The organism is Pseudomonas sp. TE31087 (assembly GCF_057284075.1).
In genome coordinates, this window is record NZ_JBXVNN010000001.1 from 5,213,347 (window position 1) to 5,230,962 (window position 17,616).

General features: G+C 66.5%; 16 protein-coding genes. 11 read left to right on the forward strand and 5 right to left on the reverse strand.

Features of this window, described 5'->3' with window-relative positions:
* Positions 1 to 111: 111 nt before the first annotated feature.
* Together ACZ899_RS23555 and ACZ899_RS23560 are read right to left on the reverse strand one after the other, a co-directional pair.
* Complete coding sequence (locus tag ACZ899_RS23555; protein WP_234561628.1) at positions 112 to 1,038, reverse strand: FecR domain-containing protein; 927 nt, start codon at positions 1,036 to 1,038, stop codon at positions 112 to 114.
* Positions 1,039 to 1,252: 214 nt separating this feature from the next.
* Positions 1,253 to 1,747 (reverse strand): sigma-70 family RNA polymerase sigma factor, encoded by a 495-nt coding sequence (locus ACZ899_RS23560; RefSeq protein WP_234561627.1) that lies wholly within the window; start codon positions 1,745 to 1,747, stop codon positions 1,253 to 1,255.
* A gap of 179 nt (positions 1,748 to 1,926) precedes the next feature.
* Between ACZ899_RS23560 and ACZ899_RS23565 the strand changes: the two genes are divergently transcribed.
* From ACZ899_RS23565 to ACZ899_RS23590, 6 genes are all read left to right on the forward strand, one after another.
* Positions 1,927 to 2,232 carry a DUF3649 domain-containing protein gene (locus ACZ899_RS23565; RefSeq protein WP_186712930.1) on the forward strand — a complete coding sequence of 102 codons (306 nt, stop codon included), beginning with the start codon at positions 1,927 to 1,929 and terminating at the stop codon, positions 2,230 to 2,232.
* The gene (locus ACZ899_RS23570; protein ID WP_203650609.1) at positions 2,229 to 3,791 is read left to right on the forward strand and encodes a PepSY-associated TM helix domain-containing protein; all 1,563 of its coding nucleotides are present in this window, start codon (positions 2,229 to 2,231) and stop codon (positions 3,789 to 3,791) included. Before ACZ899_RS23565 ends, ACZ899_RS23570 begins: the two co-directional genes overlap by 4 nt.
* Positions 3,791 to 4,117, forward strand: a complete 327-nt coding sequence (locus tag ACZ899_RS23575; RefSeq protein WP_234561626.1) for a DUF3325 domain-containing protein — start codon at positions 3,791 to 3,793, stop codon at positions 4,115 to 4,117. Before ACZ899_RS23570 ends, ACZ899_RS23575 begins: the two co-directional genes overlap by 1 nt.
* Positions 4,118 to 4,121: 4 nt before the next feature.
* Positions 4,122 to 4,673 carry an RNA polymerase sigma factor gene (locus ACZ899_RS23580; RefSeq protein ID WP_234561625.1) on the forward strand — a complete coding sequence of 184 codons (552 nt, stop codon included), beginning with the start codon at positions 4,122 to 4,124 and terminating at the stop codon, positions 4,671 to 4,673.
* Positions 4,670 to 5,641, forward strand: a complete 972-nt coding sequence (locus ACZ899_RS23585) for a FecR family protein (RefSeq protein ID WP_234561624.1) — start codon at positions 4,670 to 4,672, stop codon at positions 5,639 to 5,641. Before ACZ899_RS23580 ends, ACZ899_RS23585 begins: the two co-directional genes overlap by 4 nt.
* A 220-nt stretch (positions 5,642 to 5,861) precedes the next feature.
* Entirely contained in the window at positions 5,862 to 8,264 is a 2,403-nt protein-coding gene (locus ACZ899_RS23590; protein WP_234561623.1) for a TonB-dependent siderophore receptor, read from the forward strand.
* 115 nt (positions 8,265 to 8,379) lie between these two features.
* On the opposite strand, the gene ACZ899_RS23595 is transcribed toward ACZ899_RS23590, so the two are convergent.
* On the reverse strand, positions 8,380 to 9,255 hold the full coding sequence (locus tag ACZ899_RS23595) for a helix-turn-helix domain-containing protein (protein ID WP_234561622.1): 876 nt from the start codon (positions 9,253 to 9,255) through the stop codon (positions 8,380 to 8,382).
* A gap of 222 nt (positions 9,256 to 9,477) precedes the next feature.
* On the opposite strand from ACZ899_RS23595, the gene ACZ899_RS23600 reads away from it, so the two are divergent.
* Entirely contained in the window at positions 9,478 to 10,380 is a 903-nt protein-coding gene (locus ACZ899_RS23600) for a DMT family transporter (RefSeq protein ID WP_203650618.1), read from the forward strand.
* A 112-nt stretch (positions 10,381 to 10,492) separates the two neighbouring features.
* Here the strand turns inward: ACZ899_RS23600 and ACZ899_RS23605 are convergent, their stop codons facing one another.
* Positions 10,493 to 11,467: a 2-hydroxyacid dehydrogenase gene (locus ACZ899_RS23605; protein WP_110735837.1), complete on the reverse strand. Its 975-nt coding sequence runs from the start codon at positions 11,465 to 11,467 to the stop codon at positions 10,493 to 10,495.
* Between the two features lie 224 nt (positions 11,468 to 11,691).
* Positions 11,692 to 12,639: a LysR family transcriptional regulator gene (locus tag ACZ899_RS23610; RefSeq protein WP_028689548.1), complete on the reverse strand. Its 948-nt coding sequence runs from the start codon at positions 12,637 to 12,639 to the stop codon at positions 11,692 to 11,694.
* 180 nt (positions 12,640 to 12,819) lie between these two features.
* Between ACZ899_RS23610 and ACZ899_RS23615 the strand changes: the two genes are divergently transcribed.
* The 4 genes from ACZ899_RS23615 to ACZ899_RS23630 are packed head-to-tail and all read left to right on the forward strand — an operon-like array spanning position 12,820 to position 17,581.
* Positions 12,820 to 14,346: an efflux transporter outer membrane subunit gene (locus ACZ899_RS23615; protein ID WP_234561621.1), complete on the forward strand. Its 1,527-nt coding sequence runs from the start codon at positions 12,820 to 12,822 to the stop codon at positions 14,344 to 14,346.
* The gene (locus ACZ899_RS23620) at positions 14,343 to 16,520 is read left to right on the forward strand and encodes an FUSC family protein (RefSeq protein WP_234561620.1); all 2,178 of its coding nucleotides are present in this window, start codon (positions 14,343 to 14,345) and stop codon (positions 16,518 to 16,520) included. The genes ACZ899_RS23615 and ACZ899_RS23620 overlap by 4 nt, the downstream gene beginning before the upstream one ends.
* Positions 16,510 to 16,710: a DUF1656 domain-containing protein gene (locus ACZ899_RS23625; RefSeq protein WP_028689551.1), complete on the forward strand. Its 201-nt coding sequence runs from the start codon at positions 16,510 to 16,512 to the stop codon at positions 16,708 to 16,710. Before ACZ899_RS23620 ends, ACZ899_RS23625 begins: the two co-directional genes overlap by 11 nt.
* A gap of 10 nt (positions 16,711 to 16,720) precedes the next feature.
* The gene (locus ACZ899_RS23630; RefSeq protein ID WP_203650630.1) at positions 16,721 to 17,581 is read left to right on the forward strand and encodes an efflux RND transporter periplasmic adaptor subunit; all 861 of its coding nucleotides are present in this window, start codon (positions 16,721 to 16,723) and stop codon (positions 17,579 to 17,581) included.
* Positions 17,582 to 17,616 lie beyond the last annotated feature (35 nt).

The window sequence follows — 17,616 nt, forward strand, 5'->3', positions numbered from 1 at the left end:
TGTCACGCGAGGTTTGGAAAATGGCTCAACTGATTTGAAATAATTTTGGGTTGGAGCCGATAATCGTGGGAGCGGGCTTGCCCCGCGATGGCCATGTCGGTTGCTTGCCTCTCAACCCGTTGACGCAGCCTCGAGCGACACCCAGTACCGGGTGAACCGCCGCACCTTTACCGGCAGTGTCACTTCCAGCATCTCCAGGATCCGCTCACTGTCTGCCAGCGGATACGATCCGGAAATCCGTAGATCGGCCACCCGCTCGCTGCATCCCAACTGACCGAGTCGATACCGCGACAGCTCGGCGAGAAAGTCACCCAGGCGCATCTGCGACACCACCAGCATGCCCTCCACCCAGGCCGCCCGGTTAGGGTCCAGCGGTGCGATTGCCTGCCAGCCGCCTTGCGCGAAACGTGCCTGATGCCCGGCCAGCAGCGGTGTGCCGGCCACGCTAGCGCTGCCGCTGAACACCGATACCAGGCTGAAACCGTCGAACTGACGGACGTCGAAGCGTCCGCTGTGCAGATGCAGCTCGCCCTGGGCCGTGGCCAGGCGCAGCGGACGTGGATCGTTGATCACCTCGAGCAGCAGCTCGCCCTCCTGCAAACGCACCAGGCGCTGCCGGCCATCGAAGCGCACGTCGGCGGCGCTGCGGGTGTTCAGGTGCAACTGGCTGCCGTCGTCGAGGGTCAGGCGGCGGCGCTGGCCGACCGGGCTGCGGTAGTCGGCCATCAGCCCGGGCAATGGATTGTGCGGGTGCAGGCCCAGCCCGGCGGCACTGGCCACCCCTGCCAGCAGCAGCGCCTTGAGGGCGCGGCGCCGGGCCGGCGAGGGAGGCGCCTGCAGGGTGGCGTGGACCACCGGGGCGGCGACGCCGCGCAGGCGCTGGTTGACCTGCTGGATATGGGCCCAGGCCCGCTGGTGTTCGCTGTCGGCCTGCAGCCAGCGTTCCAGGGCTTGGTGCTGGTCGAAGCCGTCGCTCTGCGACTCGATCAGCCAGTGCACTGCCTGTTCGGCGATTTGTGAGGAAAAGGCTGCGTTCACAGGGCTAGCCCTCTCAAAGTGCTGAAAATAGGCATCCGGCTTGGATTTGCTGGGGTCGCTTTGCGACCCTTTCGCGACGCAAGGCCGCTCCTACAGGCAACCGCGCCCCCTGTAGGAGCGGCCTTGCGTCGCGAAAGGGCTGCAAAGCAGCCCCGGCAATCCTGAATCGGACCGGTTATATCCCAAAAAACGCAAAAATCTTGAGAGGAAAGGTTCACAAGGCGAAATAGCAGCGCAAGGCTGCCTTGTGCAGGTAGCGCTTGACCGTCGCCAGGGAAATGCCCAGCTCGCGGGCGATATCCCCCTGGCCCAGGCCATCGACCTGGGCCAGCAGGAAGGCACGCTTGACCAGCGGTGGCAGGCTATCGAGCAAGCGGTCGAGTTCGAGCAGGGTGTCGAGGATGATGGCTTTGTCTTCCTCGCTGGGCGCCACCTGCTCGGGCAGCTGGGCCAGGGCCTCGAGGTAGGCGCGCTCCAGCTCCTGGCGGCGGAAGTGGTTGCACAGCACGCGCTTGGCCACGGTGGTGAGGAACGCGCGAGGTTCGATCAGCTGCGGTGCCTCGCGGGCCTGGAGCAGGCGCAGGTAGGTGTCCTGGGCCAGGTCGGCGGCACTCTGCGGGCAGCCCAGGCGTCGTCGCAGCCAGCCGGTCAGCCAACTGTGATGGGCGTGGTAAAGGCCTTCGACGGTGGAAGAGAGGGCACTGGACACCGATACGACTCCGGCGCCGCAAAGCGCAACTGGAAGTAAGAATTGTTCGCATTGTATTCATGCCACCGGTGTTCGGCAATCGCTGCCGACGCAAGGCATGCCTACCGCTGGCGCCGGCATGCTTTGCTTATGAGAATTGAAATCATTAGTATTGCAACCCCAATTCCCGGACCCTCGCCATGAAGAGCAAAGCCGCCGGCCTTCCCCTGAGCTACCGCCTGGCCGTGACCTCACGCAGCCTGGCCGCGTTGCTGGGCGGTTACCTGCTGGCGTCGATGGCCAGTGTCTGCATCACCCTGCTCGCGCCGATGACCCAGGCCGACGCGACGATGACCGGGATGATGCTGTCGTTCGTCTTCTACCTGATCGCCTTCATCTGGTGCTTCGCCTGCCGCAGTGCCTGGCGCGCCTGGTTGGGCGTGCTGCTGCCAAGCCTGGCCCTGGGGCTGATCAACGCACTGGCCTACTGGATGAACCTGCCATGAAAGAAGGCTTCCGCCAGGCCATGGCCTGGCTGCATACCTGGACCGGCCTGATCTTCGGCTGGCTGCTGTTCGCCATCTTCCTTACCGGGACGCTGTCGTACTTCAAGGAAGAAATCAGCCACTGGACCCAGCCCGAGGTGCAGAGCCATCCGCTCGACCCGGTGAGCAGCCTCGGGCTGGCCCAGCGTTACCTGGAATCCAATGCCGGCCACGCCAGCACCTGGTTCATCCGCCTGCCCAGCGAGCGCGAGGCGGCCCTGAGCGTCAGCTGGCGCGACCCGAACGGCGGCGGGCGCCGCGGTTTCACCGACAAGGAACTCGACGCCCGCTCCGGCGAGGCGGTCGAGGCCCGTGACAGCCGTGGCGGCGAGTTCTTCTACCGCTTCCACTTCCAGCTGCAGATGCCCCACCCCTGGGGCCGCTGGTTGTCGACCTTCTGCGCCTTCATCATGCTGCTCGGGCTGGTCACCGGGATCATCACCCACAAGAAGATCTTCAAGGAGTTCTTCACCTTCCGCCCGGGCAAGGGCCAGCGTTCCTGGCTCGATGGCCACAACGCCATCGGCGTGCTGGTGCTGCCGTTCCACCTGATGATCAGCTACAGCAGCCTGGTGATCTTCATGTACATGGTCATGCCGGCCAGCATCCTGGCCAGCTACGGCGACAGCAGCGGCTATTTCAACGATGTGTTCGGCCGCGACGAAGTACCCAAGACGGCGGCTCAGGCCGCGCCGTTGGCACCACTGACCGAACTGTACGCCAAGGTCCAGGAACAGGCGCCGGGTGCACGCATGGGCTACATCCAGGTGCACAATCCCGGCGACCGCAACGCCCGGGTCACCTTCACCCGCGCCTCGGCCGACAGCGTCGCCTACCAGCGCAGCGCCATCTGGACCTTCGATGGCGTCAGTGGCGAACTGCTGCGACGTGGCGCGCCGGAAAGCGCGGCGATGACCACCTCCTTCACCTTCGTCGGCCTGCACATGGGCAATTTCGCCGGGCCCTGGCTGCGCTGGCTGTACTTCGTCTTCGGCGTGGCCGGCACGGCGGTGATCGGCACGGGGCTGGTGATGTGGCTGGGCAAGCGACAGCTCAAGCATGCCAAGAGCGAGCGCATGCCTGGCGAGCTGCGCCTGGTCGAAGTGCTGAACATCGCCAGCATGAGCGGCCTGTTGCTGGGGGTGGCGGCGTTCTTCTGGGCCAATCGCCTGCTGCCGACGGCCATGGACGGGCGGGCCGACTGGGAGATAAACGCCTTCTTCCTGGCCTGGGGCGCGTCATTGCTCCACGCCATGCTGCGCAGCGGGCGCCGTGCCTGGGGCGAGCAACTGACCCTGGGGGCGCTGGCGTTCGCCGTGCTGCCGGTGCTCAACGCGCTGACCACCGACAAGGGGCTTGATCACTCCATCGCCGCGGGTGACTGGGCGATGGCAGGTTTCGACCTGACGGCGCTGGCCACCGGCCTGTTCCTGGCCTGGGCCGCCGGCAAGATGCTGCGTGCGCCCAAGCCGGTTGCCAAGCGTGCGCCACGCGCCGCCAAGACCGTGGAGGCGAGCTGATGCTGGGTGTCGCGCTGATGGGCTTCGCCGGTTTCGCCGGCCTGTGCCTGGCCATGGAAAAGCACTTCAACGACCTGCTTGGGCGCAAGCCCACGAGCCGGCAACTGCGAGCCCTGAAGGTCGGGGGCTGGGCATTGTTGTTGCTGTCGTTGATCTTCGCCGTGCACGGGCGCGGCTGGGGCCTGGGCCTGGTGGAGTGGATCGCCGTGCTGATGGCCGGGGTGACGTTGTGGGTGTTCGGCCTGCCTTACCAGCCGCGCCTGCTGCTCGGCGCGGCGCTCGTCAGCCTGCTGCTCGGGCCACTGCTGGCCGTGCTGGCGGTCTAGGCCCTTGAGCGACTCCGAGGCTGGCGGCGGTCGGGCGCGCTTTCTCCAGGTGTTCCTGGCCCAGCGCGCACGCATGGAGGCGCTGGTCAGCCGCCGCGTCGGCTGCCGCGCCACGGCGTCGGACCTGGTCCAGGACCTGTTCCTGCGTTTCTGGCGGCGCCCCGAGGTGAAGGTCGAGGCGCTCGACACCTACCTGCTGCGCAGCGCCAGCAACTTGGCCATCGACTACCTGCGCAGCGAAGGCAGCCGCGACCGGGCCGCCGAAGGCCTGCACGACCCCGACGAGGCGCAGGGCAGCCAGGCCCCTGAGCAGGCCCTGGAGATTGATCACGACTTGCAGCGTATCGAGACGGCCCTGCGGGCGTTGCCCGAGCGCACGCGGCAGATCTTCCTGCTCAACCGCATCCATGGCTGCACCTACGGCGAGATCGCCAAGGCCATGCAGTTGTCCCAGAGCGCGGTGGAAAAGCATATGATGCGCGCCCTCGAAGCGTGCAAGGCGAGCGTCGCCGAACCCGCGTCCTCACTGCGCCGGCCAGGGAGCGCCCGTCGATGAGTCTTGAACAGCCAATCACTGCCGCCCAGTCCCAGGCCGCCCTGCGCTGGCTGGGGCGCATCCAGCAGCAGCCGGCGCAGGCCGAGGGCGCGGCGTTCAAGCGTTGGTTGCTGGAAGACCCGGCCCATCGCCAGGCCTATACCGAGGCCCAGGCGCTGTGGCGCCTGAGCGAAGCACCGGCGGCGCGGCTGGCGGCCGAGGAGCGAGAGGGCCTGCAACAGTACCTGGACGCCATGCGCCGACCCGCGCGCAAGCGGCCGTGGCGCGGCCTGGCGGTGGCGGCGTGTCTTGTGCTGGCGCTGGGATGCGCGGCGGGCTGGCAGCCGCAGTTCTGGCTGCAGGACCTGCGTGCCGACTACACCAGCGGCGCGCAGGTGCGGCAGGTGACCCTGGCCGATCATTCGCAGCTGACCCTGGATGCCGGCACAGCCGTGGCGGTGGATTTCGCCCAGGGCGAGCGGCGCGTGCGGTTGTTGCGCGGCGCCGCGTTCTTCGAGGTGACCCATACCGGCGAGCCGTTCCTGGTGGATGCCCAGGGCGGTGAAGTGCGGGTGCTGGGGACCCAGTTCGAGGTACGCGGGCAGGGCGATGGCGCCCAGGTCACCGTGCGCAGCGGCCGCGTGGCGGTGACAGCGGCCGAAGGGCAGGCGGCCCGCGAGCTGACCGCCAACCAGCAACTGGCCTATGCCGACGGTGTGGCTGGTGGGGTCGAGGCGGTAGACAGCGATAGCCGCCTGGCTTGGCGCCAGGGCTGGCTGAACTATTACCAGGTGCCGTTGGCGCAGGTGGTCGAGGACCTTGGGCGTTACTACCCCGGGCGGATCCTGTTGCTTGACGGTGAGCTGGGGCAGCGCAGGGTCAGTGGCAGTTTCCCGGTGGCGGAACCACTGTCCGCGCTGGATTCGCTGGGCAAGGTGATGGGCTTCTCGCGGCAGACGCTGCTGGGGCGGCTGACCGTCTTGCGTTGACCTGAGCCGACGCCATCGCGGGGCAAGCCCGCTCCCACGAGCCCGCTGCCACGCAATTGCTTTGGGAGCAGGCTCGTGGGAGCGGGCTTGCCCCGCGATAGCGTCGGTAAAGGAAAAAAAATTTTCGATCAGGTGATGAGGTATCCCCCCACGGCATCCGTGTAGTGAGTGGAAGTGCGATTCATTCGCAAACGATCATCCCTCTCACAGGTCCGCGTCCATGAAGTTCACCCCGCGTTGCGTCCCGCTCTGGTTCGGCCTCTGCTCCCTGCCCGCTATCGCCATCGCGCCCCAGGCCCTGGCCGCGCAGCAGAGCCAGGTCTACAGCTTTGCCCAGCCAAGCCAGCCGCTGGCCCAGGCACTCAACGCCTTCAGCCGCGCCACCGGGCAGAGCGTGGTCTACACCCTGGTCCTGCCGGATGTGCAGGCCCCGGCGCTGAACGGCACCTTCGACGCCGACCAGGCGCTGCAGCAGTTGCTCGGCAACTCGGGCCTGGCCTGGCGCCGCCTCGACGCCCGCACCCTGACCCTGGAGCTGGTCGACAGCTCCGGCGCGCTGAACCTGCAGGCCACCACCATCAACTCGCAACTGGACGACTACAGCTACCAGCCGCCGGCCAGCGCCTCGATCATGCGTGGCCAGGGCGCGACGCTGGACATCCCCCAGGCCGTCAACGTGGTCCCGGCCCAGGTGATCCGCGACCAGGCGCCGCGCAACCTGGACGATGCCCTGTACAACGTCAGCGGCATCACCCAGGGCAACAACTTCGGCGGTACCGCCGACACAGTGATGAAGCGCGGCTTCGGCGACAACCGCGACGGCTCGATCATGCGTGACGGCATGCCGATCGTGCAGGGCCGCGCCCTCAACGCCAGCACCGAGCGGGTCGAGGTGCTCAAGGGGCCGGCCTCGCTGCTGTATGGCATCCAGGACCCGGGCGGGGTGATCAACGTGGTCAGCAAGCGCCCACAATTGCAGCAGTACAACGCCCTGACCCTGCGGGGCTCGACCTATGGCAGCGGCAAGAACGGCAGCGGCGGCGGCCTGGACAGCACCGGGGCGCTGGGTGACAGCAACCTGGCCTACCGCCTGATCGTCGATCACGAGGACGAGGACTACTGGCGTAACTACGGCGTGCACCGCGAGTCGCTGGTGGCGCCGTCGCTGGCCTGGTACGGCGAGGACACCCAGGTGGTGCTGGCCTATGAGCACCGCGAGTTTCTCTACCCGTTCGACCGTGGCACCGCCTTTGGCAGTGACGGCCACCCGTTGAACATTCCCGCCACCCGCCGCCTCGACGAGCCGTTCAACGATATGGAGGGTCGCTCCGACCTGTACCGCCTGGAGGTCGATCATCGCCTGGCCGACGACTGGAAACTGCACTTCGGCTACAGCTTCAACCGCGAGACCTACGACGCCAGCCAGGTCCGCGTGACCGGCGTGGATGAAAGCAAGGGCACGCTGTCACGCAGCATCGATGGCACCCAGGGCGCCCTGAGCCGCGACCAGTTCGCCACCCTCAGCCTCAACGGCAGCGTTGAGCTGGCGGGCATGCGCCACGACCTGGTGGTCGGTGTCGACCATGAGGACCGCAAGGTCTACCGCGCCGACCTGATCCGCCAGAATAGCCGCTCGACCTTCAGCTACCTGAACCCGGTCTATGGCCGCGAAGTGGAAGGCACCAGCGTGCGCGCCAGCGACAGCGACCAGACCGACAAGCTGCGCACCGATTCGCTGTTCCTGCAGGACGCCTGGCACCTGGACGAGCACTGGATTCTGGTGGCCGGCGGGCGCTTTCAGCAGTACGACCAGTACGCCGGGCGCGGCCGGCCGTTCAACGTCAATACCGACACCAGCGACCAGACCTGGGTGCCCCATGCGGGCGTGGTGTACAAGGTCGATGACCAGCTGTCGTTGTATGCCAGCTACAGTGAGTCGTTCAAGCCCAACTCGACCATCGCCCCGCTGAGCATCGGCGGTGGTCGCACCCTGACCCTGGACTCAGGCATCGCGCCGGAGGAGGGCAAGTCCTGGGAAATCGGGGCCAAGCTCGATGTGCCGGGGGCGCTGACCGGTACCCTGGCGTTGTTCGACATCACCAAGCGCAACGTGCTGGTGGCCGATGGCGACACCCAGCCGGGCACCATTCTCTACAGCAACGCGGGCGAAGTGCGCTCACGGGGCGTCGAGCTGGACCTGACCGGCCAGCTCAGCGAGCGCTGGAGCCTGATCGGCGCCTACGCCTTCACCGACGCCGAGGTGACCAAGGACCCGCAGCTCAAGGGCAATCGCCTGCAGAATGTCGCCCGGCACAGTGGTTCGCTGTCGGCGGTGTATGACTATGGCAGTCTGTTCGGCGGCGATCGCCTGAGACTGGGGGCTGGTGCGCGTTATGTGGGGGAGCGTGCGGGGAACGCGACCAATGATTTCGACCTGCCGGCGTACACCGTGGCCGATGCCTTCGCCAGCTATGAAACGAAGTTGGACGAGCACAAGGTGCGGCTGCAGCTGAACGTGAAGAACCTGTTCGACAAGGTGTATTACAGCTCGGCGGTGAACCGTTACTTCGTCGCGGTGGGGGATGCGCGGCAGGTGAGCTTGTCGAGTACCTTAGAGTTTTAAATCGCCGGGACCGCTTTGCGGTCCTTTCGCGACACAAGGCCGCTCCTACAGAGGTAGGCGGTCTCCTGTAGGAGCGGCCTTGTGTCGCGAAAGGGCCGCAAAGCGGCCCCAGGATTCAACTGGCGAACGCCGCCCGATACGCCCCCGGAGTCGCCCCCAGCGCCTGCCTGAACCGATTGCTGAAATGGCTGGCACTGGCAAACCCGCACAACAACGCCACCTCGCCCAGGGGCAACGTGCCCATGCGCAGCAACCGACACGCCCGCTGCAGCCGCCGGGCCAGCAGGTACTGATGCGGCGGCAGTCCAAAGCTCGCCCGGAACATCCGCGCGAAGTGGTATTCGGACAGGTTGCAGCGCAGCGCCAGCTCCCCCAACGTCAATGGCTGGTCGAGGTTGGCCTCGATGAAGTCCACCAGTTGCCGGCGCTGGTGCGGCGCCAGCCCACCCTTGAGCTTGAGCCCCTGGCGCAGGCCGACCTGGTTGAGCACGGCGTGGTCGATGATGTCGTGGGCCAGGCTGCTGGCCAGCAGGCGTTCGCCGGGCTCGGCCCAGTCCAGGCCGATCAGCTCGCGGAAGCGCCGGGCCTGTTGCGGGTCGTCGAGGAAGGTCGCCTCGCGTAGCTGCATCTCCCGCGGCTCGCGGTCCAGCAGGCGGGTGCAGCCAAGGGCGAACTGTTCCTCGCTGATGTACAGGTGGGCCAGGCGAATCGTGCCGTTGATCACCCAGTTCGACTCGTGGCCGGCGGGCATCACGCACAGTTTGTCCGGTGCGCCGCGATCGCCAGGGCGCTGGCGACGGAAGGTGCCGGTGCCGTCGGCGATGTAGCACGACAGCGTGTGATGGCTGGGCGCCTGGTAGTCGCGGGCATCGTCGCGGTTGCTCCACAAGGCCGCCGCCAGCCCGTCGCCCAGTTGCGCGCTCAGCTCCAGCCTGGCGTGGGGCGAGGCGTTCAGGACGTTGAAGACCTGCAGGTGATCGAGTGGGGGCATGGGCGGTTCCTCTGCTGGCCATCGTACTGCGCCGGCACCGGGATGGCAGCTACCCGGGGAGGAAAAGCGCAAGTTTATGCAAGCGCCGAACAGCAATGGCGCAAGAAACTGGGCTCATGGGGTTTTCATCGCGGGGCAAGCCCGCTCCCACCGAGGTCGCATGCGCCCTGTGGGAGCGGGCTTGCCCCGCGATAGGCCTGATACCTGTCGAGGGAGTCCATCATGAACCTGTCGCTCTACCTGCTCACCGTCCTGATCTGGGGCACCACCTGGATTGCCTTGAAATGGCAGTTGGGCGAGGTCGCCATCCCGGTGTCGATCGTCTACCGCTTCGCCCTGGCCGGGCTCATCCTGTTCGCCTTCCTGCTGCTCACCCGTCGCCTGCAACCGATGAACCGGCGTGGTCACCTGGTTTGCCTGGCCCAGGGGTTGTGCCTGTTCTGCGTCAACTTCATGTGCTTCCTCACTGCCAGCCAGTGGGTCGCCAGCGGCCTGATCGCCGTGGTGTTCTCCACCGCCACCTTGTGGAATGCCATCAATGCACGGATCTTCTTCGGCCAGAAGATCGCCGCCAATGTGCTCGGTGGCGGCGCCCTGGGCCTGCTCGGCCTGGGCTTGCTGTTCTGGCCGGAACTCTCGCACCACGCCGCCAGCCGCGAGACCTTGTACGGCCTGGGATTGGGCCTGCTCGGCACGCTGTGCTTCTCGGCCGGCAACATGCTCTCCAGCGTGCAGCAGAAGGCCGGGCTCAAGCCCATGACCACCAATGCTTGGGGCATGCTCTATGGCGCCTCGATGCTGGCGGTGTACTGCTTGGCAAAGGGCATCCCCTTCGACATGGAGTGGAGCGCCCGCTACATCGGCTCGCTGTTGTACCTGGTGATCCCGGGTTCGGTGATCGCCTTCACCGCCTACCTGACCCTGGTCGGACGCATGGGGCCGGAGCGGGCAGCCTATTGCACGGTACTGTTCCCGCTGGTGGCGTTGAATGTGTCGGCATTCGCCGAGGGCTACCAATGGACGGCGCCGGCATTGCTGGGCCTGGTGGCGGTGATGGCGGGGAATGTGCTGGTGTTTCGCAAGCCGAAATCCAGGCCGGTCATAATGACGGCCATGGCCAAGTAGGGCGCTAATCTTCACTGTTTTCTTCGCGGGTAAACCCGCTCCCACACGGCTTGCACAGTCCCTGTGGGAGCGGGTTTACCCGCGAAGAGGCAGAACGGTTGGCAGCAACCTTTCAGTGTTTCCACACCTGCGGATTCACCAGATCTCGCGGCCGCTCACCCAGCAACGCCGCCCGCAGGTTGTCCAGCGCACGGTTGGCCATGGCCTCGCGGGTCTCGGCGGTGGCCGAGCCGATGTGCGGCAGGGTCAGGGCGTTGGGCAGTTTGAACAGCGGCGAGTCGGCGAGCGGCTCTTTCTCGTAAACATCCAGCCCGGCGCCGCGGATCGTGCCGTTCTGCAGCGCCTCGACCAGCGCCGCTTCGTCCACCACCGGCCCCCGGGCGATATTGACCAGAAATGCGCTGGGCTTCATCAACTGCAGTTCGCGGGCGCCAATCAGCTTGCGGGTGGCGTCGGACAGCGGCACCACCAGGCAGACGAAATCGGCTTCGCCCAGCAGGGCATCCAGGCTGCGGAACTGTGCGCCCAGTTCCTGTTCCAGCGCGGTCTTGCGGCTGTTGCCGGTGTACAGCACTTGCATGTTGAAACCGAAGCGGCCACGACGGGCGATGGCCGCGCCGATGTTGCCCATGCCGACGATGCCCAGCTTCTTGCCGTGCACATCGCAGCCGAACTGCGCCGGGCCGACGGTGGCCTGCCAGTGGCCGGCCTTGGTCCAGGCATCCAGCTCGGCGGTGCGCCGAGCACAGCCCATGATCAGGGCGAAGCCCAGGTCGGCGGTGCTTTCGGTGAGCACGTCGGGGGTGTTGGTCAGGGCGATGCCGCGTTCGTTGAAGTAGTCCAGGTCGTAGTTGTCGTAGCCGACCGAGACGCTGGACACCACCTCCAGCTTGCCCGCGCCTTCGAGCTGCGCCCGGCCGAGCTTGCGGCCGACGCCGATCAGGCCGTGGGCCTCGGGCAGGGCTTCGTTGAACTGGGCGCTGATGTCGCCGAGTTTCGGGTTCGGCACGATCACGTTGAAGTCTTGTTGCAGGCGTTCGGCCATGGCTGGCGTGATGCGGCTGAAGGCCAGGACGGTCTTTTTCATCGGGCTGCTTCTCTGCAAGGCGTGGGGTGGACTCGGGCAGAAGAGCGGGGCCGCTGTGCGGCCCTTTCGCGGCGCAAGGCCGCTCCTACAGGTGCCGGATAACCCTGTAGGAGCGGCCTTGTGTCGCGATGGAGGGCGAAGCCCTCCCATAGCCCTGTCTGCCAGACGCTGGAATCAATGGTTAGCAACCTACCATTGTCCTCGCCCCCAATGCAGCAGCTTTTTCAGTTGGCGATCAGCAGCTCGTGGGTCTTCAGGTCAGCCTCGTGCGCGGCAAGAATCTCCGGCAGCGAGTTGCGCAGGTACTCGACCCAGGTCTTGATCTTGGCATCCAGGTACTGGCGCGACGGGTAGATCGCGTACAGGTTCAGCTCCTGCAGGCGATACTCCGGCATGATCCGCACCAGGCTGCCGTCGCGCAGGCCGTCGATGGCCGAGTAGATCGGCAGCACGCCCACGCCCATGCCGCTGCGGATCGCGGTCTTCATCGCGTCCGCCGAGTTGACCTGGAACGGCGAGGTGGTGATGTTGACCATCTCCTGGCCTTCCGGGCCGTCGAACAGCCACTTCTCCAGCGGGATCACCGGGCTGACCATGCGCAGGCAGGCATGCTTGAGCAGGTCGGCCGGCTTGTGCGCGCTGCCGTGTCGGGCCACGTACTCGGGTGAGGCGCAGACGATGCTGTAGGTGATGCCCAGGCGTTGCGAGACGAAGCCCGAGTCAGGCAGTTCGCTGGCCAGCACGATGGATACATCGTAGCCCTCGTCCAGCAGGTCGGGCACGCGGTTGGCCATGGTCAGGTCGAAGGTCACGTCCGGATGCGACTCGCGGTAGCGGGCGATGGCGTCGACCACGAAGTGCTGACCAACCCCAGTCATCGAATGCACCTTCAACTGCCCGGCGGGGCGGGCGTGGGCGTCGCTGGCCTCGGCCTCGGCTTCTTCCACATAGGTAAGAATCTGTTCGCAGCGCATCAGGTAGCGCTTGCCGGCCTCGGTCAGCGCGATGCGCCGGGTGGTGCGGTTGAGCAGGCGGGTTTGCAGATGGGCTTCCAGGTTGGAGACCGCCCGCGACACGTTCGCGGTGGTCGTATCCAGTTGCGCCGCGGCAGCGGTGAAGCTGCCGAGCTGGGCCACGCAACTGAAAGCACGCATGTTTTGCAAGGTGTCCATGGGTCACTCTCGGTTTAGAGGACAAAATTGTGACATGAAGTAACGGAGTTTCGCCTCCGACTAAAGCCGGATTATCGCTGTTTTGGTAACAAAGATTCGCAGGATTATGCGCTTATCGCCAGTGCGGGCGGCCCCTAGAATTGCTCGGCCCCTCCACCTCTTCCTCGGGAAATCGCAGCTGTGCCGCGTCGCCACATCAGAGCGCTCCATGCGCTCAGTGCCTGTGCCCTTTGTCTCACCTTGAGCGGCTGTATCGGAACCTGGGGCATCGCCCCGCAAAGCAAGACCCTCCAAGCCAACCAACTGACCACCGACGCCGAGATCCGCGAGGCCGCGCGCGACGCCCACTGGCCGGCCCAGCAATGGTGGCGCGCCTATGGCGACCCGCAGCTCGACGCCTGGATCGCCCAGGCCATGGCCGGCAGCCCGAGCATGGCCATGGCCGCCGCCCGGGTACGGGAAGCCAAGGCCATGGCCGGTGTGGTCGAGTCGGCGGAAAAACTGCAGGCCAATGGCAACGCCACGCTCAAACGCCACAATTGGCCCGAGGATCAGTTCTACGGCCCGGGCGCGTTGTCCGGCGCCAACACCTGGGACAACAACGCCGCCATCGGCTTCAGCTACGCCCTGGACCTGTGGGGCCGCGAGCGCAATGCCAGCGAGCAGGCCGTGGACCAGGCGCACGTGAGCGTCGCCGAGGCGCGCCAGGCCCAGCTGGAACTGGAGAACAACGTGGTGCGCGCCTATATCCAGCTCAGCCTGCATTACGCCCGGCGCGATATCGTCCAGGCCGAGCTTGCCCAGCAGGAGCAGATCGTCGGCCTGGCCAAGCGCCGCCTGGACGGCGGCATCGGCACCCATTTCGAGGTCAGCCAGGCCGAGGCGCCGCTGCCGGAAACCCACCGCCAGATCGACAGCCTCAACGAAGAAATCGCCCTGACTCGTAACCAGCTGGCCGCCCTGGCCGGCAAGGGGCCAGGGGAGGGCGCACAGCTGCAACGCCCGACCCTGACCCTCGGCGCGCCGCTGAAACTGCCGTCGAACCTGCCCGCCGAACTGGTCGGCCAGCGCCCGGACGTGGTTGCCAGCCGCTGGCAGGTGGCGGCCCAGGCCCGTGGCATCGACGTGGCCCACGCCGGTTTCTTCCCCAACGTCGACCTGGTCGGCGGCCTTGGCTTCATGGCCACCGGCGGCGGCCCGCTGGAGTTCCTCACCGGGCGCAAGTTCAACTACAACGTGGGGCCGGCCATCAGCCTGCCGATCTTCGATGGCGGCCGCCTGCGCTCGCAGCTGGGCGTGGCCTCGGCCGGCTATGACGTGGCCGTGGCACGCTACAACCAGACGGTGATCGGTGCGTTGAAGAACATCTCCGACCAACTGATCCGCCGCGAGTCGATGAAGGAGCAGGCGCATTTCGCCGCCGAAAGCGTGGCCGCCGCGCAGAAGACCTACGACATCGCCACCGTCGCCTTCCAGCGTGGCCTGACCGATTACCTCAACGTGCTCAACGCCCAGACCCTGCTGTTCCGCCAGCAGCAGGTGCAGCAGCAGGTGCAGGCCGCGCGCCTGACCGCCCACGCCGAGCTGGTCACCGCCCTGGGCGGCGGCCTGGAGGCGGGCAAGGATGTCCCTGAGCAAGAGCGCCAGGCCGCCCCGAAAACGCCGGCCACCCTGGCCATCTTCGACCAGCCGGACCACGCCGAATGAGCACATCGAGCTTGCCCCTGCGCTGGCTGCGGAGCCTGGAGTGGCGCCGGGGCTTCTTTGCCTGGGCGCGCACCGACGGGGTCACCTGGGTCTACATCTTCAAGGTGCTGGCCGCCGCGTTCATCACCCTGTGGCTGGCCATGCGCCTGGAGTTGCCGCAGCCGCGCACGGCGATGATCACCGTGTTCATCGTCATGCAGCCGCAGAGCGGCCATGTGTTCGCCAAGAGCTTCTACCGGGTGCTCGGTACCTTGGCCGGCTCGGCGATGATGGTCGCGTTGATGGCAATCTTTCCGCAGAACACCGAGCTGTTCCTGCCCAGCCTGGCGCTGTGGGTCGGCCTGTGCTCGGCGGGCGCCATGCGCTACCGCACCTTCCGCGCCTATGGTTTCGTGCTGGCCGGTTACACGGCGGCGATGATCGGCCTGCCGGTGCTGCAGCACCCCGACCAGGCGTTCATGGCGGCAGTGTGGCGGGTGCTGGAGATCGCCCTGGGGATTCTCGTCTCGACTTTCGTCAGTGCCGCGATCCTGCCGCAGTCGGCCAGTGCCGCCATGCGCAACGCCCTGTACCAGCGTTTCGGCGTGTTCGCCGGGGTGGTGGTCGAGGCCCTGCGCGGCGACAGTCAGCGCGACCGCTTCGAGACCAGCAACGTGCGCTTTGTCGCCGAGGCGGTGGGCCTGGAAAGCCTGCGCAACGTCACCGCCTTCGAAGACCCGCATATGCGCCGGCGCTCCGGCCGCCTGGTGCGCATGAACAGTGAGTTCATGGCCATCACCACGCGCTTCAACGCCCTGCACCGGTTGCTCGAACGCCTGCGCGCCCGTGGCCCGTTGCAGATCGTCAGCGCCATCGAGCCCGGCCTGGACACCCTGGCCGAGCTGCTGCAGCCCTATGTCGGTCGGGCTCTGACTGACGCTGATGCCTTGCGCCTGGCACTGGAGCTGGGCACCTACAAGGAAGGCCTGCAGGCCCAGGTGCGTGGCCTGCGCGCCGAGTACCTGGAGACCAACCCGAGCGAGTCCGACCTGCTCGACTTCCATACCGCCTTCGAGCTGCTCTACCGCTTCGTCGACGAGATGTACAGCTACGCCGAGACCCACGCCTCGCTGGCCGTGCACAAGCACGAGCGCGAGCAGTGGGACGAGCCCTACGTGGCCCAGACCAGCTGGCTGGTATCACTGGCGGCCGGCGTGCGCGCCTCGGCGGTGCTGCTTCTGCTGGGCAGCTACTGGCTGCTCAGCGACTGGCCCAGCGGCGCCATGATGACCCTGATCGCCACGGTCACCGTGGGCCTGTCGGCGGCCTCGCCGAACCCCAAACGCATGTCGTTCCAGATGGCCTGCGGCACGGCGATCGGCGCCTTCGTCGGGTTCTTCGAGACGTTCTTCGTGTTCCCCTGGATCGACGGTTTCCCGCTGCTGTGCATGGTGCTGGCGCCGGTGTTCGTATTCGGCGCGTTCCTCGCTTCGCGCCCGGCCTATGCCGGTTACGGCCTGGGCCTGCTGGTGTTCTTCGCCATCGGCTCGGTGCCGAACAACCTGACGGTCTACGACCCCTACACCTTCATCAATGACTACATCGGCATGGTCATCGGCATGTTTGTCTGCGCCGCGGCAGGGGCGATCATCCTGCCGCCCAACAGCCGCTGGCTGTGGTGCCGCCTGGAGCAGGAGCTGCGCGAGCAGGTGCTGTTCGCCATCGGTGGGCGCCTGCGCGGGTTGGGCTCGGCGTTCGAGAGCCGCACCCGCGACCTGCTGCACCAGGCCTATGGCCTGGCAGCCGGCAAGCCGCAGGTGCAGAGCGAGCTGATGGGCTGGATGTTCACCGTGCTGGAGATCGGCCACGCGATCATCGAGCTGCGCAAGGAGCAGGCCCGTGCGCCGATCCACCCGGCCTACGCCGAGTCGCAGCCCTGGCGCCAGGCCATCCGCGTGATGGGCCGGGCCCTGGCGCGGCTGTTCCTGCAACCCAGCGCCAGCAACCACGAGCGCGCGCTGGTGGCGGTGGACCACGCCATCAGCCGCGTGCAGGCCACCGACGAACCCTTCGCCCGGCACTTTGACACCTCGGTGCTGCGCCGGGCGCAGAGCTACCTGCACTTCATCCGTTCCTCCCTGCTCGACCCACAGTCGCCGCTGGCCCCGGCGAAAGGATTGCACCATGCCCCGTGAGATCGCCTTCCATGGCGTGTACATGCCCACCATGACCTTGATGTTCCTGTTCGCCCTGGGCCTGGCCTGGGGGCTGGACCGGTTCATCGCAAGCGTTGATGGCTATCGCTTCTTCTGGCACCCGGCGCTGCTGCGCCTGTCGCTGTTCGTCTGCCTGTTCGGCGCCCTGGCGCTGTCGCTCTACTGGTGAGAATCCTGCAATGAAAAAGTTCTTCAGCCTGATCGCCACCCTGCTGGTGCTGGTCGCTGCCGTGGCGATCGGCCGTCAGCTGTGGCTGCACTACATGACCACGCCGTGGACCCGCGACGGCCGGGTGCGCGCCGACATCATCAACGTCGCCGCCGATGTGCCGGGCTATGTGGTGGACGTGCCGGTCAAGGACAACCAGCGAGTGAAGAAGGGCGATGTGCTGATCCGCATCGATGCCGAGCACTACCAGCTGGCGGTGGACCAGGCCAAGGCACTGGTGGCCTCGCGCAAGGCCACCTGGGAAATGCGCAAGGTCAACGCCAGGCGCCGCGCCGATCTGGACAACCTGGTGATCTCCAAGGAGAACCGCGACGACGCCAGCAACATCGCCAGCTCGGCACTGGCCGACTACCAGCATGCCCAGGCCCGGCTGGCGGCCGCCGAGCTGAACCTCAAGCGCACGCAGATCGTCGCCACCGTCGATGGCTACGTGACCAACCTGAACATCCACAAGGGCGACTACGCCCGCACCGGCGAGGCGGTGATGGCGGTGGTGGATGAGCAGTCGTTCTGGGTGTACGGCTTTTTCGAGGAGACCAAGTTGCCCCATGTGAAGGTGGGCGATGTGGCCGAGCTGCAGATGATGAGCGGCGAGCGGATCAAGGGGCATGTGGAGAGCATCGCCCGGGGCATCTACGACCGCGACAACCCGCAGAGCCGTGAGCTGATCGCCGATGTGAACCCAACCTTCAACTGGGTGCGCCTGGCGCAGCGGGTGCCGGTGCGGATCCATATCGATGAAGTGCCGGAAGGATTCCTGCTGGCGGCTGGGACGACCTGTACGGTGGTGGTTAAACCGAGCGAGGAATGATCCGGTTCTTGCGTTGACGCCGTTGATGGATTGGT